Genomic DNA, 22,714 nt, shown 5'->3' with positions numbered 1-22,714 from the left:
TAAAGTTTAAAGTTTAAAGTTTAAAGTTTAAAGTTTAAAGTTTAAAGTTTAAAGTTTAAAGTTTAAAGTTTAAAGTTTAAAGTTTAAAGTTTAAATGGGATTAGAATATTTTAAATTTATAATTAGAATATTTTAAATTTATAAAATATATAATATTTTTTATAAAGAGTTAGAATAATTTACAAAATTTAATTATAAATGTTTATTAATTTTATAAAATTGAATTAAAATATAAAAAGCGAGTCGTAGCCAGCTAGTGAGTTTACTCACTAGCTTATTATAGGCGTAGACGAGCATAACAATAATAATAAATTAATTAAAAGGAAACAATAATGAGCAATAATTTTGATGAAAAATAAAACCTTTCTTCTTTGTAGAACATGAAAATACTGCCTCTCTTTGCCTTAATGTTGGCGAATATAAAGCAGAAATATTTGAAGAAAGAGAAGATGAAGGATTTGAAGGCAGCGGATATGATTGGCAATCTTTAGCTTTAGTATTTTTAGATGAAAAAGTATCGGAATTAAGAGATGTTATTGATTTTGATTCTGAGGCAAGTATGTTCTGTGCTTACAGCAGTGATATTGAAGCATTAAAGGAATTTGCTTTATTATTTAAAGAGGCATGCGAAGATGATAAATTGATAAGAGATTTATTTTTAAGGGCTGAACTTGATTAATATGTAGTTTTTTGACAAACTGAATAATTTTAAGTATAATATATTTATGAAAAATAATTTAAATACTAAAACATATTTCAATCCTTTAAATGATTACTTCATGCGTTATATGTTTGCTAAAGAAGGCCATGAACATATTTTAAAAAATTTAATTAATTCTGTAAGAGCTGATTATAATCAAGAGACTTTTGAAGAGGTAAAAGTACTTAATACTTTTAATTTAAAAGAAACTGTAAATGATAAACAGTCAATAGTAGATGTAAGAGCAGTTACAAAAAGCGGAGAAACTGTTCTAATAGAAATACAAAGAGTTGGGAATCAATCATTTGTTTACAGAAGTTTATATTATTGGGCTAAAGGTTATGTTTCTAATCTGAGAAATAATGAAAAATATAATGATTTAAAACAGGTTATAGTTATTAATATCTTGAATTTCAATTTATTAAAGGATATTGATAAAGAACATAACTGTTATGTAATAAAAGAATTAGAAACTAATCATATACTTACTAATCATTTGGAAATGCACTTCCTAGAACTTTCTAAATATTTATCTAGTAATTCAAGACTTACAGATGAATTAGATGCTTGGTTTTATTTTTTAACAATTAAAGAGAAAAGAGAAAAGAGAAAAAATGGAGGAAATTATGAAAATGTTGGTAAAAAAGAATCCTATTATGAAAGAAGTTTATGATGAGTATAGTAAATTTGTGGATACAAAAGATTTATTTGAAAATTATGCTGAATATGAGAAGAATTATTTTGATATATTAGCTTTAAGTGAGGAAAGAATGAAAGGAAGAGAAGAAGGAGAAAAAAATAAGGCAATATCTATAGCTAAAAGTTTAAAAAAGTCAGGTTTGGATGCAAAATTTATAAGTGAAAATACAGGATTAAGTATAGAAGAAATAAAAAACTTGTGAGCGTCTAGCTAGACATAAATAGCGATAAAGTTTTTTATATATAAATTAAAGAAATAAAAAAGTTATAAACTTATAATAAATGTATTAAAAATATTATGAGTAAGTTTTATTAATTTAATGGATAGAGGCTTATTATGAATATAGTAGAAAAAATTAATCAATTGCATGAAAATGATGAACATGAAAAAATTATTGATATTATAACTGAAATTCCTGAAGAAGAAAGAGATACAGAACTTTTTAGTTTGCTTGCAAGAGCTTATAATAATATAGAAAAGTATGATGAAGCATTAGATACTTTAATGTACATAAGAGAAGAAGGAATTGATAATGCTTTATGGAATTACAGAGTTGGTTATGCTTATTATTATAAGGGTGAAAAAGAAAATGCCGAGATGTATTTTAAAAAGGCTTATGATTTAGATAATGATGATGCAGATGCTTATAATTTTTATATGCTATGTTCTGAAGATAAAGATGATGGAATAAATTTTGAAGAGAGAGTTAATAGATTTTGGAAATGGTTTGAAGAAAATGAGAAAGTTATTTCTGATTTTATAGAGCAAAAATCTGATATGTCATCAGAGGAAATAATTGAATTTGTTTCTAATGGTGTGTCTTTAATATCTAACAATTTGCAATTTAATTTCGGCGGTGATTATGAGTTTACATTCACTGTAGAAGGAAAGGAATATTTATTTTATCTTACTCCTAGAATAGTAGCTGCTATGCCTGAGAAATTAAAAAATAAATGGAAATTTTCTCCTTATATGAAAAAACAAGATATAACTAATTCTAATTTCAGAATATATAATAAAGATTTAAGCTTTAATGAAATTTTAGTATCTGCTGAATATGATGAAGATACTAATTTCTTTAATTTGAAATTTTATAATAAAAAGTTAAATCAATTAAATGAAAATTATGCTTATAATGCTTTTTATATAATGCTTGAACATGCTGTAGGTGAAAATATATTAAAACTGTATTTATTAGGAGATGTTGAAAGAAGTGATAAAAAACTCGATAACACGATAGAGCTTACAAAACTTTATGATTTTATAATGGATACTCTAAAAAATAAAAATAAGGATATTATTTCAGATCCTATAAATAGATATACAGTTTATGAGTGTAAACCTACAGACAGTTTCTTTAGAGAAGATATATTCATTGGAAATACTTGTTATATGGAGCTTATTAGTGATTATGCTAATTATAATATAGATGCGGTTGTTAATATTTCAAAAATGGGAGCAAGAGCTGCATATTTAGTTTATGTATTTTCAGATAATGAAAATACTGATTTCGATGATAAAGATATAAATAAAAAACTTCTTGATGAAAGAAACAATATTACAGATGAGCTTGAAAGTATAATGGGTAAAAGAGGAAGCGGTAAAGAAATAGGCATAATATTGGGTAATGCTTTAGGTGTGGTAGGAGGATATATAGATTTGCTTTTATACAATCAAGATGAGTTTATTAAAAGAGCTGAAGATATTCTTAAAAAATATAATTATAAATTTAGATTATTAAGATTTAGACAGTATTCTGAAATTATAAAAACATTTAATGATTAATAGATTATTATAAAATAAAAAATGGTATTAGTATATAATACCATTTTTTATTAACTGTAAAAAATTAGAATTCTTTGATTTTTTCTTTATTCAAAGTTTTTATTAATTCTTTTGCTATGTTTATAGAAGAAATTATATCATCATAAGAAGCATAACAATAATGACTATGGGCATATCTAGTTGCAATTCCTAAAACAACGCTAGGACTTCCAAGGTTAGTTTTATGATAAACAGCACCATTTGTAGAACCTTTTTCACGTACTATAACTTGATGAGCAAGATTATTTTTTTTAGCTATTTCTATTGTGTGTTTATTTAATCTAGGGTTTGTAATCATGCCTCCGTCAATTACTCTAAGCTGAGAACCTTTTCCTATTGCCCCATGAGCTCTGTCTCCGTAGTAGAATGTATCATCTGCAGGAGGACCTTCAAATACTATAACCAAATCAGGTTTTACTTTATTAGCAGCAACGGCAGCACCTCTTGCACCTACCTCTTCTTGAGATGACATTATTCCAACTAAATTAACATCCAGCTTTTCATCTTTAAAAGCTTTTAAAGTTTCAATTACGCACAAAGCTCCGACTCTGTTATCTATTGCTTTAGCACATATACTTTTTGTTCTGTCATCATATCTGAATTCAACATCAGGTACAGCAGGATCTCCTACATTTATACCGAATATTTTTTCTGTTTCTTCTCTGCTTCTTGTTCCTACATCTATATACAAGTCTTGTATAACAGGCATGCGTCTTCTGTCTTCATCAGTCATAAAATGAGGAGGTTTTGAGCCTATGACTCCTTTTACATATTCACCGCTTGAAGACTTTATAACTACAGAATTAGATACTATATTTGGTATATGCCATCCTCCTAAAGGTATAAAAGATAATGTACCGTTTGGATTTATATGCTCTATCATAAAACCTAATTCATCTATATGACAGTCCAATGCTACTATAGGTTTGCTTTTATCTATATTTTGCAATCCTAAATATAAATTATTTATAGAATCTCTTTCATTATCAATAAATGAAGTATTCTTTCTTATAACTTCTATAACATCATCTTCAAAACCAGAAGGTCCGAATGAATTTGTTAATTCTTCCATTAATTTTAAAATGTCGTTCATAAACAATCCTTCAATGAAAAAAATAAATAACTTAAATATAATAAATTATTTGTATAAAATATCAATGTTATATTTTTGTATTAATAGAATATGTTTGTATATCAATATGTATAAATTGTTTGAATTATATATAAGTACATTATTATATTTAATATATGAATTTTTTATTATTTTGAAGTTTATATTTTTTATATAAATAATAATATTTAATTTTATTATTGTATTTTTCTTAATAATATTATATAATAAGTAAGAAATAAATTGCTTGACTTATAGCTATTATATATTATAATTTATTCGTATAATTTAAGGAGTTAACATGAATAGTGCTATATCAAATCAAATACTTGTTTTTAAGATAAATAATGAATTATATGGAATAGATATCTTAAAGGTTCAGGAAATACTTAACTTTATGCAGCCTTCTCCAATTCCAAATTGTCCTGATTATTTAAAAGGTATTATTAATTTGAGAGGTACTATAATTCTTGTTATAGATTTAAGAGCAAGATTCCATTTTGATGAACCTATGAATCCTGAAAATTGTGTAATAGTTGTTGTAGCAATAGGGGATAAAAAATATGGTTTAGTTGTTGACTCTGTATCTGATGTACTCACTATTAATAGTGAAAATATTCAGGAAGATATAGATATGCATGTTGGTATAGACAGCAGATATATAATGGGTTTAGTTAAAGCAAATGAGCAAATGATAATTTTAGTTGATATAGATAAAGTATTCATTAAAGATGAGCTTGATGATTTAACTAATACTATTAATAATGCTATAGTGAAATAATTATTTATGTCTTCACATAGAATACTTAGAGTAAATGAAAATATTAAACAAACTCTCTCTATGATTATTATGAGAGAGATAGAAGATCCTAGAATTAAAAATAATCTTGTAACTATTACAAAAGTAGATACTTCTAAAGATTTAAAGAATGCTAAGGTGTATTTTGTATGCCTGCATGAAGATAAACAAAATGAAGTTCTTAATGGTCTTAATAGTGCTAAGGGTGTTATATTTTCTTATCTTAAAAAGCAGCTAACTATTAGATATGTACCTAATTTAACATTTCATTATGATAAAAATCTAATAGAAACTAACAAAGTATTAACTGATATAAAAAATTTGGATATTCCTGATTTAGATAATTGAAGCATTTAAAGGATTGATTATATATGTCTGTTATAGAAAATGAAAAGCAGGAAAGCAGTGTATTTCCAAAAGTTGAAAAACATCAAATATTAGAGAGAATATCAAAAGCTGATAATATAGCAATTATTGGCCATAGAAATCCTGATTGTGATTGTATATGTTCTGGTTTAGCTTTATCATTACTTATTAAAAATATTTTCAATAAAGATGCTGTAGTTATTAATACAGATAAAATTCAAAGAGATTTACACAATATTTTGCATATTGATAAAGTTATTTTTGAAGTAAATGAAAATACTTTGCCTAAGAAAGATGTTTTAATTATAGTAGATTCCGGAGATATAGAGAGAATAGGGTGGGTTGCTGGCATTACAAATGAATATAATGAAGTAATATTTATAGATCATCATAAGGTAAGAAATATTAAAGGTGTTACTATGTTTTATGATGATATAAAAGCCGGAGCTACATGCGAGATAATAGTTGATATATTTAAAGATTATTTGGAAAAATTTGATTCTACAATAGCAACATTGCTTTATACTGGAATTTGTACAGATACAGGAAGTTTTATATTCAGTAATACAACTGATAGAACTCTTCTTTATGGTTCTAAATTAATGAGTGTAGGAATAATTCAGGAAAATATTGGTAATGTTGTAAGAAAAAGATATACTAAAGATGATGTAGCTGCTTTAATGGAAATGTATAAAAGAATGGTAATAGACTATGATAATAAAATAGGCTATATATGTTTGGAAGATACCATTTGCGGAATTAATATGAAAGAACTTGGGGTAAGTGCTTCAGATACTCTTATACAGATGGACGATGTTCTTATTGGTTTTATTATACATGAAAATGAAGATAGTTTTAGAGTTAGTATGAGGAGCAGAAGTCATAAAGATATTAGAGAAATTGCTGAGAGTTTTGGAGGCGGAGGTCATCCTAAAGCGTCAGGCTTTACAGTATTCAAAAAAGATTACACTAGAGAAAATTTGATAAAAGAAATAAATACTAAATTAATTGCTTTATTAGCTTCATAATTGATTATGACAAAGGATAATATTCTAATATATACAGACGGCGGTTGCAGAGGTAATCCTGGTCTTGGAGCTTGGGCTGCTATACTTATAAGCGAAAAGCATAATCTTCGTTTGGAAATTGGTGAAAGTGAAGACAGCACCACTAATAATAGGATGGAAATGAATGCTGCCATTAAAGCACTTGAAAGATTAAAACATTCCCATAATATTAAACTTTACAGCGATAGTGCATACTTAGTTAATGGTATGACTAAATGGATATATTCTTGGCAGAAAAATAATTGGATAAAAAGTGATAAGAAGCCTGTTGAAAATAAAGAGTATTGGTTAAAATTAATAGAACTTTCTAAAAAACATAACATAGAATTTATTAAAGTAAAAGGCCATTCTAATAATAAAGAAAATAACCGTGCTGATGAGATAGTTAATATTTTAATGGATGAACATGTTAAAAATGGAAGTACAGCATCTTTTAATGAAAAAACTAAATATGTTTTATGATTTTTATTTTATCTATGTAAAGTAAATAAAATAGTATTTCAAAACTGTATTTTTAATTGAAACTAGATTTAATTAAAAAAGCTGCATTTATTTAATAAATGCAGCTTTTATTTTTATAACTATAATTTTTTAAACTCTTTTAAATACTATAGAAGCATTATGTCCGCCGAAACCTAATGAATTGCTTATAGCATATTCAATTTTATAGTCTTGAGCAACATTAGCAACAACATCTAAATCACATTCAGGATCCTGTTCTTCTACATTGATAGTAGGATGTACTTTTGAATTGATCATACTCATAACTGTAGCTACAGCCTCTATACCGCCGGCAGCACCTAAAGCATGTCCAGTCATAGATTTAGTAGAATTAATTTTTATTTTTTTAGCATGATCTTCACCTAAAGCTTTCTTAATTGCTTTAATTTCTGCGATATCTCCTACAGGTGTAGAAGTACCATGAGTATTTATATAATTTATTTTGTCAGGTGATATTTTTGCACTCTCTATAGCTAAAGACATAGCTCTTGCTCCCATAGCTCCGTCTTCTAAAGGTGCAGTAATATGGTTAGCATCAGCTGTGAAACCATAACCACAAATTTCAGCAAGTATATTAGCATTTCTTTTTTTGGCATGCTCATATTCTTCAAGTATTAATACTCCGGCTCCCTCAGCTATAACAAAACCATCTCTTCCTTTATCAAAAGGTCTTGATGCTTTAGTAGGTTCATCATTTCTAGTAGATAAAGCTCTTGCATTATTGAAACCAGCAATAGTAAGAGGATTAATAGTAGCTTCAGAACCTCCTACAACCATAATATCAGCTTCATTATCTTTTATATGTTTGAATCCTAAACCTATAGAGTGGTTAGAAGAAGCACATGCAGTAACTACGCTGTAATTAGGGCCATTCATGCCGTATTCCATTGCAATCACTCCAGAAGTCATATTGATAATTTGCATAGGAACAAAGAAAGGTGAAACTCTATTAGGGCCGTCAGAAAGCATAACATTATGATTAGATAAAAGAGTAGTTATACCACCAATACCGCTACCAAGAACACATCCTGCTCTGAGAGGATCAAAGCCGGTTTTAGGTTCTATACCAGCCTGTTTGAAAGCATGATAAGCAGCATATACTCCAAAATTAATGAAAGGATCTAATCTTCTTAACATTTTTTTATCAGAATAATAATCGCCTTCAACTGGTAAAGCTTCAGCACCGATTTTGGTAATAAGTTGCTCTTTTTCAGGATCAAAATATTTACTTAAAGTTTTTACTCCAGAAACACCATTAAGCAGATTATCCCAGAATGTTTTTACATCATTTCCTAAAGAACTTACTATTCCAAGTCCTGTAATAACAACTCTGCGTTCACTCATATAAAAAACTCCTATTAAGTTAATTATATTAAAAAATTTCCCGTAAAAACAATATTTTTCTTACGGGAAAATATAATAATATAATAATTATTAATTACCTTTATGCTCTTCAATATATTTAGCTGCATCAGCTACATTTTTAATTTTTTCTTGATCTTCTTGAGGAATTTTAATGTCATAGCGTTTTTCTAATTCCATTATTAATTCTACTAAATCAAGTGAATCAGCGTTTAAATCATCTACGAAAGAAGCTGTATCAGTGATTTTACTTTTGTCTGAGATGTTTAATTGATTAGCAACAACATCTTTAATTTCATCGATTAATGCCATTTTTAATCTCCTTAAAAATTATAATATTTTTTATTATAAAGTGCTATTTTAGCATCCTTACATACATAATTATTAATTACATTGACATTCCGCCATCAACTGCTATTACTTCTCCAGTGATATAATTACTCATATCTGAAGCGAGAAATAACACTAAATTAGCAACATCTTCAGGAGTTCCTAATTTCTTTAATGGGGTTATACTCATAATTCCTTTAACTGTATCTTCAGGTAAAGCATCTGTCATGTCAGTTTGAATAAAACCAGGTGCTATAGCATTTACACATATATTTCTAGGTGCAAATTCTTTAGCCATAGATTTTGTTATACCTATAAGTCCGGCTTTAGCAGCAGCATAATTAGCTTGTCCCGCATTACCCATTTTACCAATAACACTGGATATATTAATTATTTTTCCTTTTCTAGCTCTTAGCATATTTTTAGCTGCTTCTCTTGAAGTATAAAAAGCTCCTGACAAATTTGTTGATAGTACATCATTCCAAGCATTGTCATCCATTTGTATAACAAGCATGTCTTTCGTAATGCCGGCATTATTTACAAGAATATCAATAGAACCGAATTTTTCTATAGTTTTAGCAATTACATTTTTACAAGATTCGCTTGATTTAGCATCATGTTCTAAACCTAAAGTTTCTACATTGTATGCAGATTTTATTTCTCCTGCGACAGTTGATGCTTTATCAGAATTAGTAGCAGTTATTACAACATTAACTCCTTCTCTAGCTAAAGTTTCTGCTATTTTTTTACCTATTCCTCTGCTTGATCCTGTTATTATAGCTGTTTTATTTTTAAGATTCAAATCCATATCTATCCTTTTTGGTATATAAAAGATATATAATATAACAAAACTTTTTTTTATTAGTTAAATATATACTATATTAAAACAAAATATAATAAATTTGTCAAGTAATTTTTATTAATTTAAAATTTTCGACTTTTTTGGTTTAAAAGTCGAAGTAGTTAGTTTTTACTATAGTATTTATGTATTAATAGTTTAATTATTATAAAAAATAAAGCAGAAGATATGATTATCTTCTGCTTTTATCAATTATTATTTTATATTATTTGGTAGTTTTTTTATTTGTTTCCTTTTTAGGAGCTGCTTTTTTTGCAGGTTTTTCTCCTTTTATCATATTCATAGCAGATTCAATTAACTCTTTAGCTTCTTTCTTACTTTTAGCTTCTGCTATAATGCGTACAATAGGTTCTGTATTTGATGAACGTACATGAAGCCATCCATTTTCTAAATCTATTTTTATACCATCAATAGTTGTTATTTTTGATTTAGGATATTCTGCTTTTACCTGTTTTAAGAAATTATCTTCATCTATTTTTGCAACTTCTATTTTTTCTTTAACTATTTCATATTTTGGTATTTCATTAACAAGTTCTGTTATAGTCTTTCCTGTTGTTGCCATTAACTCTAATATTAAAGCTATACCTAAAAGTGAATCTCTTCCAGGAGTTACAGCAGGAACTATTATTCCTCCGTTTCCTTCACCTCCGAAATATAGTTTATTTTTTACAACATGAGAAGAAACATTTATTTCTCCTATTTTTGTTCTATCAACTGAATAGCCTTTTTCTTTAGCTAAATCATCTATCATTCTTGATGTAGAGAGATTAACAGCTGCATTTCCCTTTCCTACAAGCCATAAATATTTAGCACATAAAGCCAAAGTATATTCTTCGCTTATAATTGTACCATCATTAAGAACTATAGCAAGTCTGTCAGCGTCTGGGTCTTGAGTAAATCCTATATTAACTTTATTTTTTTTCACTAAATCAGATAAACTTTTCATGCTTGCTGCTGAAGGCTCTGCTACATGAGCAAATTTTCCTGTATGTTCTTTATTAATTGATATCTCTTTAACACCTAATGCTTTTAATAGAGGAGGTGTAGCAAATAAACCTGTTCCATTAACATAATCACATGCTACTTTGAAATTAGCTTTTTTTATTTTTTCTACGTCTATAAATCTTATTATTCTTTTTATATGTTCATCTATAGCATTATCTATTTTTTGATATGTTCCTGTTTCCAATGCTTTAACGAATCTTGATGATTTTTTATCATAAAGCTTCATAAGTTCATTAACAGCTTTTTCATCTAAAAATCTTCCTTCTTTTCCTATTAATTTTAAAGCATTCCATTCTATAGGGTTATGACTGGCTGATATCATTATTCCGCCATGTATTTTTAATTTTTCAACCATATATAATGCGGTTGGTGTAGGTGTTATTCCTATATCTATTACATTTATTCCTGATGCCATTAATGTTGAAGCTACAGCATTTAATATAGATTCCCCTGTTATTCTTGTGTCTCTTGCTACCAAAATTTTTGCTTTCTTTGGGAAGAGACAGGCAAATGCAGACGTATAATCTACAATTGCTCTTATGTCTAGTCCATCTCCGATTATTCCTCTTATACCTGATATGCTTGTCTTTAATGTAGGCATTTGAAACTCCTAAATATATGTTATTTATTATATAATCTCAAAATACAACCAAATGTAAAATATGATAAGTATTTTTTATTTTAACAGTATTATTATAATTTGCAATTATTAATTTTTATGACTTGTTATTCTATTCATACAGTTTTTATATTCTATAATGAAATTTTTTATATCTACTATATTGATATGATGCTCTTCTGATATTTTTACGGATCTTATTTTATTTAATTCTTTTTCTACTAATTTTAGATCATTAATATTAATTATAGTTTTTATATCATTTACATTATATAATAAATTTATAGAGTTTGTATCTTTTGGCAAAGTTTCTGTTTTTAACATATAATATAAAGTTATTATTAGTTTTGATATTATTTCATCTGTATGAAGTACTATTGTTTTTAATACTGTATTTCTTATTTTCATGCTTACCATTTTTATGTAATAAAGTTTTAAAGATGGTTCATGTTCCATAGCATCTAATAATTCTTCTCTTTTTAATACTTTTATTAAAGAATCCTCTAATATTATAGCGCTTGTTGATAATGCTTGGTATTTACCTATAGGTTTATATCCATCAATAATATTACTTTCTGAATAAATTGCTCTGGTAATTTGATGTGAATTTATTATATTATATATTCCAACTTTTCCTGATTGTATAATATATAATTTGTTACTTGCCTCTAGTTCTGTATATATACAATAGCCTTTCTTGTAACTAAATGTATTATGACCCATTACTGTAGGTTCTGATATAGGAGTTAAACTTGACAATTTATTTTTAATTTCATTTTCGCTTTCTGGAAATAACTCTATACATTTTTTATATAATTTATAAGATGCATCATAAAAACCATTTTTTTGATATACTTCTGCCATTGTTAATATATCATCTTTAGAACTTATGAATATGCTGTTATTATGATTATTTGATAGCGACATATAATATTTACTGAGCCACATTTCCAATGATGTATCTAAATATCTGTCGATCTTTACCATTAAATCTTTGCTTTCTATATTAACTATATCTTCTATTTTTATTTCCATTACTTCTGTATCTTCTACAGCTTTAACATTATAGAAGTATGGCTCATTTAATACAGCATTTACCAAACCTAATATATTGCCTTTATTAAATTCTATATTATAATCAAAAGTACCATAAGAAATAGCCTTTCCTTTTGTAACTACATAGAAAGAATCTTTAGGGTATTGATTTTTTATATATATGATAGATGATTTTTGAAATGATAAAGTATTATATTTTCCCATAATTTAATATCCATTTATTTATATATCATGAAATTTGCAGTTTATTGAATGATCATTTACAATTCCTATTCCTTGCATGTAACTGTAAATGATTACACTTCCTACAAATTTAAATCCTCTTTTTATTAAATCTTTGCTAATTTTATCAGATAATTCATTTTTTGCAGGTATTTCGGAATTATCTTTTAATTTATTATCTATTTGTTTATTATCGGTAAAGCTCCATATATATTTGTCAAAACTTCCAAATTCTTTCTGAACTTCAATAAATTTTTGAGCATTTAATATAAGAGCGTTAATCTTTCTTTTATTTCTAATAATGCCTTTATCATTAAGCAGTTCTTCTATTTTTTTATTATCATATTTAGCTATTTTTTTATAATCGAAATTATCAAATGCTTTTCTCATATTTTCTCTCTTATCAAGTATGCATTTCCAACTAAGGCCAGCCTGCATACCTTCTAATATAAGCATTTCAAATAGCTTTCTTTCATCATGGCATATTCTGCACCATTCTTCATTATGGTATTTTATTTCTATTTCTGTTTTAGCCCATTTACATATTCCATCCATTGTTATAATTCTTTCCTTATTGTTTAATTCATTATATTCATTCTATATTTATTGAAGCTTCATAATCATCAACTTTAATATTATAATTTCCATTTTTTAAGTTTGAAGAGTAGTTATCTCTTTCTCCAAATATATTAACTATTTTCTCTCCGTTATACTCTATTACACACCAATTTTTTATATTGCTTATATTAATATAGTATTCATCATTGCTTTTATATATTTCTATATTTTTATAAACATAAATATCTTTTATATTTTTATCATCTGTGCCTCTTGAAGCTAATGGAGTTAATGCAGTAAAATAAAGCATATAATCAATTATACCGTTTTTAATATTAATAGTTGATTTTATTTTTGATTCTTTGAACATATTAGAATCTTCTACATTTTCCATAAGAAATAAATCATTTTTTAGAGAGCTTACTTCTTTTTGTAAATCTGTATTTGATTCAAGCTCTTTTAAAAAATCATCGGATACTTTTATACCATTAACATAATTTATAATTTCTTCTTCTGTGTAATTATATTTGTTCATATTATAAATCCAATAAATTATTAAAATGTTCTTTCAAATTAGTTTTTATTTTGTTTATAATTTTTGTAACTGCATTGCTTGTAATATTAAAAAGTTTTGCTATAAAATCATAAGGCACATTTATTTTTATAGAATGCAGTTTTTTTATATAATTTTGTTTTTTGCTCGCTAAATGTACAGTAAAAATTCCTTTTCTATTATTTTCAGATATTTGAGCATTCACTTTAGCTATTCTGTCCTGCTGTTTTATTATTTCATTATATTTATTTATATAAGTTGATCTAGCTTTTTCTATTATGGAATATGCTTCCTCATATCCTATATTAAAATATTTCATAATAGGAGATGCTATTAAATTTATAAATAATTCCAAATTATGCATAAAGAATGCCAAAGAATCTCTGTCATTAAATTCTTTTTCTATATAGTTAAACATTTTTAATGCAATATTTTCTATGTTTATTTCTTCATTATAGTTTTCTGTATATTCGTTTATAGAATATGATTTAGTGTCATAAAGTACATCATGCAATGTTAATGAATCTCTATTGCATAATGGAGCATCTATTGATATTTCTTTTTTATTGTATTTATTTTTTCTTTTTTTGTAATCTATAAAATTTAAATAATGACTTCTTAATGTATATGTAAACCATGTTATAAATTTAGCTTCTGTTTCATTGTATTTTAATATTATATTTCCTATTCTTTCAATATAATATGAATAAAACTCTAATGCATCATTATGATAAGTACCAAAAACTTTTCTTGGATAATTGTATATATAATTAGATAAATGATTATTAATTTCTTTTAAAGATTCAATGCTTCTAGTTGCTTTATATTCATTCACAGCTTTTTTTATAAACTCATCATCAATCATTATAATCCTCATATTTAAGTATATTGAAAAATATTTCTTTCATTCTTTCATCTTTTATATTTGATTCTTTTATAACATTATCAATCCATTCTTCATGTTCTTTAGTAATGATTTTATTATTTTTTATATTTTCTTCTGATTTATTATTTGGATTGTTATTAACTTCACCTATTCTTGTTTTTAATTCAACTACTTCTATATTAGTTTCTTTTTTTATATTTTTGAATATATTTGTTCTATTCATAAATATTTCATTAGCCCATACATTATCTTTAACAACTATTGTTAATATACCGTTTCTGAAGAATGAAGGATAACATATTTTTGAAAGCACTTCACCAATAATATCATCCCATTTTTGTGATATTTTAATATAATTGGATAAATTGATATTATGATATAATTTTCTATTTGAATATTCTTCTAAAGTATTTTTTATTGTATGCATATAATAATCCCTAAGCTATATAATATAACAAATATTTATATTATCAATATTAATTATTAGTAGAATTATCTTTTTGCATATTTGTATTGCCGCTTTCTTGAATATTTGTATATGAAGCATTATTTATAGTGTTAGTATTGGTTGTATTAGTTACAATGTTATTACTTATAATACTGTTTTCGTAATTTTCTAATTCTATAGGTTTAGCTTCTATATCTTCATTATAGTCTATTATATTATTTTGATTTGTTGATACTGTTTCTGTTGAATTTGTATTTATTCCAAGTATTGTTCTTGTTCTAATTATAGAATCATGCAATCCTTTGTATTTAGGATCTAATTTGTATGCAGATTCATATAGATCAAGTGCTGAACTGTAATTTTTATCTCTTTCATAAGTTGCAGCTAGATTAACCATATATACTATATTGTTTGGACTATAAACTGTTGCTTTTAAAAATGATGATTCTGCCTGTTTATAATCTTCAACATATAAATATAAAAGCCCTAAAAAATTATTCATATAGGCATCATTAGGCTTTAAACTTATAGAATGTCTTATAGAATCTATTGCTTGATTTGTATTTCCTAATTTATATAATGCATATCCTTTTTGAAAATACAATTTAGGAGAGAATCTATTTACTATTATACCGTTTCTAGATACTCTAAGCATATTAGTATAATCTTTCAAATTCATATATGCATTTGCTAAATTCTCAAAATATTCTATTTTTAGAATAGGTGAGTTTGCTATTTCATATTCAAATAATTCTGCTGCTTTAGAATAATTTTTTGCTCTATAAAAACGATATGCATTTGCTAAATTATCTTTATTGTATACAAAATCATTATTAGTTTGAGGGTATAATGAAATATTTATTAAAGCACAAAAAATTAAAATTAATATGTTTTTAATTGGCATCTTTTTTGAAGCTTTGCAGTCTAAAGTCATTTATCATTGCATTAGCATAGGCAATAGTTGCATCATACATTTCTTCTTTTTTCTTGCCTTTGAAAAATTTATAAACTCTAGGCGACTGAACATTCAAATAATCAGGAAGTACAATCTCCCCATCATTAGCTATTTTTAATGCTATTGATTTTATATTAGTCATTTTTTCTATAAAAGCATGTAGGAAGAAACCAGATTCTTTAAGTATAAATTGTTCGGCTCTGCTTGAATTTTCTCCGTTATTTAATGCAAAAACATAATCAGCGAATATTTGAGGTACTTTAGTTTCCCCAACAGGTATGATAAATTTTTGAAATTGATTATCATAATCTTTTATTGCAGTTTCAACTACATAATCACTGGCTGGTCCGCATAGAAAGAATCTAATAACAGAAAAACAATTGTATAATTCCTTAAAAGCACCATATAAATGTTCTATTTCTTGATCAGCTTTAGGATGCATATCTTCTAAAGGGTATTTTTCCACTGCACTTTTAAATTTTTCTATCATGTTATCAACTTTATTCATGAAAGAATTTTCTTTAGCTTTTTCTTCTTCTGCTTTTTTTCTTTGGCGTTCTAATTCTCTATCTCTAAGTGTTGTTTTTATATCTTCTAGTATTTTTATTTCAACAATTAAGAAATTTGATATATCCTGTCTGTTTTGCAATGCTTCTCTGTATCTGTCATTAAAACTATTAACATTATATATTTTACTGCCGTATTTCTCAGCACCTTTTTCATAATCACTTCTTATTCTAGCTAAAGTTGCATTAATTTCTTTGTCACTTAAACCAGCCATAAAAAATACTCCTTATAAAAAATACTCTTAACTGTTATCGAAAAATATTATTAATAGATTATACAATTTTTTTAAAATAAATCTAGTATAAAATATTATAGTGCTGTTATTGTGTTTTTGAAAGAGTTATATTTTTAGTTTATAATTAAAATAGTGTTTATTGTATATTATTTATCTATCATTATATTTAATATTTCTATATCAGTACCCTTCATACCTTCTTTAGCCATTCTTCCTATGCTGTCTATAGTAGCTTCTATATCATCTTTTACAAGCCCGTCTCCTGATTTGAATACTTTTCCATCTTTTGCTAAATTATAGGCAAGTATTCCGCAATCAACAGCTTCAGAAATTTTTGAGGCACAAGAAGCTTTAGCACCATCACAAACCATACCGCCTATTGTGCATAATGCATTTGTTATAGTATTGGATATTATATTATAGTCAGCGTCATGCAAATAAGCAATACCAGAAGCAGCTCCTGTAGCAGCACAAACAACACCGCAGAAAGCAGATAATTTTCCTATATGTTTTTTTTGAAGTATAGCTATTAAATTTGATAGCACTAATGCTCTGTATAATTTTTCTTCGGATACATTCATATATTTAGCATATTCTATTACAGGTATTGATACGGTTATTCCTTGATTTCCACTGCCTGAATTGGTTACTACCGGCATAGGACATCCGCCCATTCTGGCATCGGAACCGGCAGAGGCATAGGCTTTAGCTTTATTTCTAACATCATCCCCATAATATTTAAGAAGCGTTCTTCCTATAGATGAACCATATTCGTTTTTTATGCCTTCTTCGGATATTGCTGTATTCATTTCTATTTGTCTTAATATAATTTCTCTAATGTCTTCTATATTAACTTCATTTGCAAAATTGAGTATTTCTTTTATCTTTAATGATTCTCTGTCAGCTAATTCTTTCTCATTACTAGCATTGTCAGCTGTAAATATTTCTTTTCCATCTTTAATGATTTTAGTTATATTTGTATGTGCATTTTTTATTTCAATACTTGAATAGGTATTTTTATATTTTGCTTCTATTATAATATGTAAATTTTCAGAACCTTCTATCAAATCACATTCACAAAAACCACTTTTAACAAGTTCTTTAGTTTTATCAATATCTTCTTGTTTAACAGTGGATAATACTTCAAGATTTTTGCTTGAGTCTCCTCCTACTAATCCTAAAACAGCGGCGATATCAATTCCTTTTAATCCATTAGAATTAGGAACAGTTACACCTTTTACGTTTTTAATAATATTTCCGCTGCATTTTACTACTATGGAATCAGGTATTTCTCCTACAATATCTCTTATTTTTGCTCCAGCATAAGCTATTGCTATTGGTTCTGTACATCCTAATGCCGGCACTAATTCTTCTTTTAAAATATCTATATAATTATTGTATAATTTATTATCCATAGAAATAGTCCTCTAACTTAGAAACTTCGAATTATTATATTACTCTTTATTATCAAAATCAATATTTTATATCTAATTTTTTAAAAAAATTACGATTTATTAATATTTAACCGTAATATTTTATTTATGCTATTGATTTTTTTTCATTTTATGATATTTATAACAGATAAATTTTGAGAGAAGTTAACTATGATACCTAGATTACATTTAAAAATAGTAGCAAGATTTAGAGAAGTTTTTGGTCATAAAGGTGATACAAAATTATATTTTTCACCCGGCAGAGTAACTATTATAGGGGAGCTTATAGATTATTCAGGAGGCGATACTATAACTGCCGCAGTAGATAGGGGTACTTATATAGTAGCTAGAAAGAGACCAGATAATAAAATTAATATATATGCTCATTCTTTTAAAGCTAAAAAATCATTTACTTTGGATGAATTAGAAAAGAATAAAGAAGATGAATGGGCTGTTTATTTTAAAGGTGTATATTCTGTACTTATAGAAAATGGATATAAAATACATGGTATGGATTTATTTGTATATACTGATTTGCCATTTAATACATCTTTAGCATCTTCAAGCTCATTATGCGCTTGTTTAACTTATGCAGCTTTAGATATAAATAATATAAAGGATATTGAACCTTTAGATATGGCAAAATTGTCATATGAAGGTGAAAGAAAATATGCATCTCATAGAACATCCTTAAGCGATCATGCGGCAATTTTTATGGGAAAAGATAATACATTATTCTTTTTTAATATGAGTTCGCTTAAATATGAATATTTTGATTTTAATATGGGCGATTATTGTATGGCTGTTGTAAACAGTAATAAAAAAAGAACTTCAAGTGATAGTGAATACAATGCAAGAAGAAGAGAATGTGAGAATGCATTAAAAAAATTAAAAGAGAAAAAAACTAATTTAAAATCTTTATGCGATTTAAAGCCTAAAGATGCTGATTTTATTAAGGAGACTTTGCAAAACAAAGAGCAAAGACGTGCTTTATATGTTTCTTCAGAGCAGGATAGAGTAAATCAGGCTGTAAAGGCTATTAAGAAAGGTTCTATTAAGGATTTGGCAAATTTAATATCAAAAACGCATGATGGTTTAAGCAAGTTGTATGAGGTTTCTACTGCTGAATTAGATATCTTAGTTGAAGAATCTCTTAATATGTATGGGGTTTTAGGTGCTAGAATGATAGGTACAGGTTTCGGCGGCGGAGTTTTAATATTACTTAAAAAAACAGAAGTTGAAAATGTTATAGAAAATCTATATACACATTACAAAGAAAGAACTAGAAGAGATGCTGATGTTTATATACTTAAGTCATCTAATGGTACTAGAATATTACCTACAGAAGAATAATTTTTGATTAAAAAATTAATTTTTAATAATAAATTAGGAAAATTTATGACATTATCTGAGATTAAAAATTCAGTGGCAAATATTAAGGAACAATCGGAAGTATTAAGGGGGTATCTTTGACCCCGATGCTATTTATAAAAGAATAAAAGAGATTGATGAAATATCTGCAAAAGATGATTTTTGGAATGATAATATAGCAGCCCAAAAATTAATGAAAGAAAGAATGCTTCTTCTTGACAAAATAGAGCCTGTTGAAAATCTAATAAAAAACTCTAATAATATATATGAACTTGTTGAAATGGCTATAGAATCGGGCGATACAGAAATGGAGAAAGAGCTTGAAGGGGAATGCATAGAACTTCAAAAAGTTTTTGATGAGTTAGAAACTAAAAATTTATTTTCTGGGGAATTTGACAGCAAAAATGCATATCTTACATTAAATGCAGGAGCTGGAGGTACAGAAAGCTGCGACTGGGCTTCTATGCTTTCAAGAATGTATGTGCGTTTTTGTGAGAGGCATGGTTTTACAGTTGAAACTACAGATGAACTTCCTGGTGATGAAGCAGGAATAAAGCAAATCAGTTTTTATGTACAAGGTCTTTATGCTTATGGTTATTTGCGTTCTGAGATAGGTGTGCATAGATTAGTTAGGATATCTCCTTTTGATGCTAATGCTAAGAGGCATACTTCGTTTGTAGCTGTAAGTGTTATGCCGGATATAGACGAAGATATTGAAGTTGAAATTAATCTTGCAGATTTAAGAATAGATACATACAGAGCTTCTGGAGCAGGTGGTCAGCACGTAAACAAAACATCATCTGCTATAAGAATAACCCATATTCCTACAAATATTGTTGTACAGTGTCAGGCTGAAAGAAGTCAGCATAATAATAAAGATATGGCTATGAAAATGTTAAAAGCTAAACTTTATCAGCTTGAAAAAGAAAAGTTGGATAAAGAAAAGCAGAAAATAGCAGGTGAAAAAACGGATATAGCTTGGGGTAATCAGATTAGAAGTTATGTATTTCAGCCTTATCAGATGGTAAAAGATTTGAGAACAGGGCATGAAAGCGGAAACATGAATTCTGTTATGGATGGAAATATAGATGAGTTTATATCTGCATATCTAAAACAGCAAATAAAAAAATAATTTTGTTTTTTCTTGTTATTATTTAATAGATATTATGTTTAATTAGTTATGTTACTTGTTGACATTTTTAGACATAGATTGTATAGTGTAGATATATAAAAAATGGAGAATATTATGTTTAAAAAGATTACACTTATCTCTGCTATGATATTAATTTTAGCAGTTGCTATGCCTAACAAAGCACAAGCTGCTTATTCTGACGGTGCTGCAATAGGAGCTTCATTATTTTTTGGATATCCTAATCAAGGTTTAGCATTAGTAGGTCAGTTTGACGGTGTTCCTTTGATGTTTGGTGTTCAAGCTGTAGCAGGTTTATTCAATCCTCATTATCAATATTTTGGTGTTGGTTTAACTATGGATTGGTGGGGTTTAAAAATACCTTTGGGTCAGGCTGGTGAGTCTGATGTTCATTTCTATTTAGGACCAGGGCTTGCTGCTGATTTTGCTTTTGGTTCCCATGGTATATGGTCAATTAATGCCGGTTTAAGAATGCCTATAGGTTTTTCTTTCTTAATTAAACAAAAATGGGAAATATTCTTAGAGCCTGCACCTACTCTTAACGTTTTACATGCTGATGGAGACGGAGTTTCAATACTTGGTATATACCTTGGAAATAGAGACAGAGACAGATGGTATTTCGGTAATTTCTTACACATAGCATTCCAAGTTGGATTTAGATATTGGTTCTAAATTTAATAAATTTTATTTAAGAAATTATAGCCCCGTTTAATTACGGGGCTTTTATTTTACTTTACTTTTTTCTATTATTTTTTATATTTTTAAATAAAATATTTTGGACTTGATTGCGATGACTAAAAAAATAATAATATATATATTTATTATGATGTCCTTTACATCAGTTTTTAATAAATTATACTCTTTTTATCCTAATGGAGAAAGTGCAGGATTTTTTATAAGAGCTGGTTTTCCAACTCAAGTATCTTTAGGTGTAACTGGTAAATTTGATGTTGTTCCATTTATGTTTGGAGGAATACTTAATATAGGTCTATCATCAACAGGCTTTGCTTTTTTTGGACTCAGTGCTAGTGCAGATTGGTGGGGATTAAAACATAGATTAGGAATGCTTGGAGAGTCTCATGTTTGGTTGTATTTTGGACCTGGTGTAGAAGGTGTAATGGAATTTGGAAATAATTATTGGAATATAGAGGCAAATTTTAGGCTTCCTTTAGGCTTTTCATTTATACTTGATAGAGATTGGGAAATATTTTTGCAAGTTACTCATGGTTTAAGTGTTCTAGCAGTTGGTAATGATGGGTTTAGGACTTTTGGATGGTATCCAAGCAGCAGCGGATGGACATTTTCTAAATTCTTTAGATTTTATGGAGATTTTGGTTTTAGGTATTGGTTCTAATTTTAGAACTATAATTTAATATTTATTATATATAAAAATGGGTATTCAAATATTTATGAATACCCATTATTTTTTAAGAAACTTTATCACTAGTAATAATAATTATTATTTTTTATTTGCTTTTCCTGTTATTAAAGGCATATAATCAAAAAATGAATATATTGTTATTATTGTTACTATCAACAAGCTATAATATGTTATTTGATCATAAGGAAGAACTATATCAGTATGCTTCAATATTTTTATAAGAAATATTATAATTACTGCAGCTGCTCTTGATGCTGTTTTTAATTTACCGCTAAATTTAGCAGCAACAGCAAAACCTCTTAATCCACCTAAAATCCTTATGAACATTGAAAACATATCTCTGTAAAGTGAAATTATATACATCCATATAGGCATAGAACCTTCATATAAAAATATTGTAAACATTGTTATATGAAATACTGTATCAGCAAATGGATCAAGAACTTTACCTAAATCACTTACCAAATTTAATTTTCTAGCCATAGCACCATCTAAAGCGTCTGTTATTTCTAGTATTATAAGAAATATTAATGCTAATACTGCACTTATCATAGAATTATAAAAGTACAGAAATATAACAAGCGGAGATAAAACTATTCTGCTAATACTTAGTAAATTAGGTATTTGCTTTTTCATAAATTACTTCCTTTTTTAAT

The 22,714-nt window shown here is 26.9% G+C and carries 24 protein-coding genes and 1 pseudogene; 11 read left to right on the top strand and 14 right to left on the bottom strand.

Annotated features, from left to right (window positions below; all coding sequences use genetic code 11):
* Positions 1-355: 355 nt before the first annotated feature.
* The 3 genes and pseudogenes from T324_RS16415 to T324_RS0101435 all read left to right on the top strand — a co-directional run bounded on the left by T324_RS16415 (position 356) and on the right by T324_RS0101435 (position 3,185).
* Complete coding sequence (locus T324_RS16415; protein WP_038374917.1) at positions 356-679, top strand: immunity 51 family protein; 324 nt, start codon at positions 356-358, stop codon at positions 677-679.
* 46 nt (positions 680-725) lie between these two features.
* Positions 726-1,602 (top strand): annotated as a pseudogene (locus T324_RS16410) (Rpn family recombination-promoting nuclease/putative transposase).
* Positions 1,603-1,736: 134 nt separating this feature from the next.
* A complete protein-coding gene (locus tag T324_RS0101435) occupies positions 1,737-3,185 on the top strand; it encodes a tetratricopeptide repeat protein (protein ID WP_028328658.1) in 1,449 nt (482 codons plus the stop codon).
* Between the two features lie 64 nt (positions 3,186-3,249).
* On the opposite strand, the gene T324_RS0101430 is transcribed toward T324_RS0101435, so the two are convergent.
* Positions 3,250-4,317 (bottom strand): M42 family metallopeptidase, encoded by a 1,068-nt coding sequence (locus T324_RS0101430; RefSeq protein WP_028328657.1) that lies wholly within the window; start codon positions 4,315-4,317, stop codon positions 3,250-3,252.
* 319 nt (positions 4,318-4,636) lie between these two features.
* Between T324_RS0101430 and T324_RS0101425 the strand changes: the two genes are divergently transcribed.
* From T324_RS0101425 to rnhA, 4 genes are read left to right on the top strand one after another with little or no spacing between them, the layout of a single operon-like run.
* Positions 4,637-5,116, top strand: coding sequence for a chemotaxis protein CheW (locus T324_RS0101425; RefSeq protein ID WP_028328656.1), 480 nt, complete (start codon positions 4,637-4,639; stop codon positions 5,114-5,116).
* Between the two features lie 6 nt (positions 5,117-5,122).
* Positions 5,123-5,482: a 30S ribosome-binding factor RbfA gene (gene rbfA / locus T324_RS0101420; RefSeq protein WP_028328655.1), complete on the top strand. Its 360-nt coding sequence runs from the start codon at positions 5,123-5,125 to the stop codon at positions 5,480-5,482.
* Between the two features lie 23 nt (positions 5,483-5,505).
* Complete coding sequence (locus tag T324_RS0101415; RefSeq protein WP_028328654.1) at positions 5,506-6,528, top strand: DHH family phosphoesterase; 1,023 nt, start codon at positions 5,506-5,508, stop codon at positions 6,526-6,528.
* 6 nt (positions 6,529-6,534) lie between these two features.
* On the top strand, positions 6,535-7,029 hold the full coding sequence (rnhA, locus tag T324_RS0101410) for a ribonuclease HI (RefSeq protein WP_028328653.1): 495 nt from the start codon (positions 6,535-6,537) through the stop codon (positions 7,027-7,029).
* 129 nt (positions 7,030-7,158) lie between these two features.
* Here rnhA and fabF read toward each other — a convergent pair whose 3' ends face one another.
* From fabF to T324_RS0101350, 12 genes are all read right to left on the bottom strand, one after another.
* Positions 7,159-8,412 carry a beta-ketoacyl-ACP synthase II gene (gene fabF, locus T324_RS0101405; protein ID WP_028328652.1) on the bottom strand — a complete coding sequence of 418 codons (1,254 nt, stop codon included), beginning with the start codon at positions 8,410-8,412 and terminating at the stop codon, positions 7,159-7,161.
* Positions 8,413-8,502: 90 nt separating this feature from the next.
* A complete protein-coding gene (gene acpP / locus T324_RS0101400) occupies positions 8,503-8,742 on the bottom strand; it encodes an acyl carrier protein (protein WP_028328651.1) in 240 nt (79 codons plus the stop codon).
* Positions 8,743-8,818: 76 nt separating this feature from the next.
* Entirely contained in the window at positions 8,819-9,568 is a 750-nt protein-coding gene (fabG, locus tag T324_RS0101395; RefSeq protein WP_028328650.1) for a 3-oxoacyl-[acyl-carrier-protein] reductase, read from the bottom strand.
* Between the two features lie 256 nt (positions 9,569-9,824).
* Positions 9,825-11,225, bottom strand: a complete 1,401-nt coding sequence (gene glmM / locus T324_RS0101390) for a phosphoglucosamine mutase (RefSeq protein WP_028328649.1) — start codon at positions 11,223-11,225, stop codon at positions 9,825-9,827.
* 108 nt (positions 11,226-11,333) lie between these two features.
* The gene (locus T324_RS0101385; RefSeq protein ID WP_028328648.1) at positions 11,334-12,503 is read right to left on the bottom strand and encodes a cyclic nucleotide-binding domain-containing protein; all 1,170 of its coding nucleotides are present in this window, start codon (positions 12,501-12,503) and stop codon (positions 11,334-11,336) included.
* An 18-nt stretch (positions 12,504-12,521) separates the two neighbouring features.
* Positions 12,522-13,076: a DNA-3-methyladenine glycosylase I gene (locus T324_RS0101380; RefSeq protein WP_028328647.1), complete on the bottom strand. Its 555-nt coding sequence runs from the start codon at positions 13,074-13,076 to the stop codon at positions 12,522-12,524.
* A gap of 37 nt (positions 13,077-13,113) precedes the next feature.
* Positions 13,114-13,614: a hypothetical protein gene (locus T324_RS0101375; RefSeq protein WP_028328646.1), complete on the bottom strand. Its 501-nt coding sequence runs from the start codon at positions 13,612-13,614 to the stop codon at positions 13,114-13,116.
* Between the two features lies 1 nt (position 13,615).
* On the bottom strand, positions 13,616-14,497 hold the full coding sequence (locus tag T324_RS0101370; protein ID WP_028328645.1) for a hypothetical protein: 882 nt from the start codon (positions 14,495-14,497) through the stop codon (positions 13,616-13,618).
* Positions 14,490-14,945: a DciA family protein gene (locus T324_RS0101365; RefSeq protein WP_028328644.1), complete on the bottom strand. Its 456-nt coding sequence runs from the start codon at positions 14,943-14,945 to the stop codon at positions 14,490-14,492. The genes T324_RS0101370 and T324_RS0101365 overlap by 8 nt, the downstream gene beginning before the upstream one ends.
* A gap of 49 nt (positions 14,946-14,994) precedes the next feature.
* Positions 14,995-15,900 (bottom strand): tetratricopeptide repeat protein, encoded by a 906-nt coding sequence (locus T324_RS0101360; protein WP_028328643.1) that lies wholly within the window; start codon positions 15,898-15,900, stop codon positions 14,995-14,997.
* Positions 15,860-16,702, bottom strand: a complete 843-nt coding sequence (locus T324_RS0101355; RefSeq protein ID WP_028328642.1) for a hypothetical protein — start codon at positions 16,700-16,702, stop codon at positions 15,860-15,862. Before T324_RS0101355 ends, T324_RS0101360 begins: the two co-directional genes overlap by 41 nt.
* Positions 16,703-16,869: 167 nt before the next feature.
* Positions 16,870-18,138 (bottom strand): L-cysteine desulfidase family protein, encoded by a 1,269-nt coding sequence (locus T324_RS0101350; RefSeq protein WP_028328641.1) that lies wholly within the window; start codon positions 18,136-18,138, stop codon positions 16,870-16,872.
* A gap of 189 nt (positions 18,139-18,327) precedes the next feature.
* On the opposite strand from T324_RS0101350, the gene galK reads away from it, so the two are divergent.
* The 4 genes from galK to T324_RS18360 all read left to right on the top strand — a co-directional run bounded on the left by galK (position 18,328) and on the right by T324_RS18360 (position 22,031).
* Positions 18,328-19,509 carry a galactokinase gene (gene galK, locus T324_RS0101345; protein ID WP_028328640.1) on the top strand — a complete coding sequence of 394 codons (1,182 nt, stop codon included), beginning with the start codon at positions 18,328-18,330 and terminating at the stop codon, positions 19,507-19,509.
* A gap of 45 nt (positions 19,510-19,554) precedes the next feature.
* Positions 19,555-20,659 (top strand): peptide chain release factor 2 gene (gene prfB / locus T324_RS0101340; RefSeq protein ID WP_156920130.1). Its coding sequence is split into 2 segments (ribosomal slippage): positions 19,555-19,626 and positions 19,628-20,659, totalling 1,104 coding nucleotides; the frame shifts between segments, so codons are not numbered across the junction.
* 114 nt (positions 20,660-20,773) lie between these two features.
* Complete coding sequence (locus T324_RS0101335; protein WP_028328638.1) at positions 20,774-21,349, top strand: hypothetical protein; 576 nt, start codon at positions 20,774-20,776, stop codon at positions 21,347-21,349.
* A gap of 118 nt (positions 21,350-21,467) precedes the next feature.
* The gene (locus tag T324_RS18360; RefSeq protein ID WP_028328637.1) at positions 21,468-22,031 is read left to right on the top strand and encodes a hypothetical protein; all 564 of its coding nucleotides are present in this window, start codon (positions 21,468-21,470) and stop codon (positions 22,029-22,031) included.
* Between the two features lie 105 nt (positions 22,032-22,136).
* Here T324_RS18360 and pgsA read toward each other — a convergent pair whose 3' ends face one another.
* Positions 22,137-22,694 carry a CDP-diacylglycerol--glycerol-3-phosphate 3-phosphatidyltransferase gene (pgsA, locus tag T324_RS0101325; RefSeq protein ID WP_028328636.1) on the bottom strand — a complete coding sequence of 186 codons (558 nt, stop codon included), beginning with the start codon at positions 22,692-22,694 and terminating at the stop codon, positions 22,137-22,139.
* Positions 22,695-22,714 lie beyond the last annotated feature (20 nt).

Source organism: Brachyspira alvinipulli ATCC 51933 (assembly GCF_000518245.1).
GTDB classification, from domain to species: Bacteria; Spirochaetota; Brachyspiria; order Brachyspirales; family Brachyspiraceae; genus Brachyspira; species Brachyspira alvinipulli.
The sequence above is the reverse complement of the archived record's forward strand: the minus strand, read 5'-3'. Positions and strand labels throughout refer to the sequence as shown.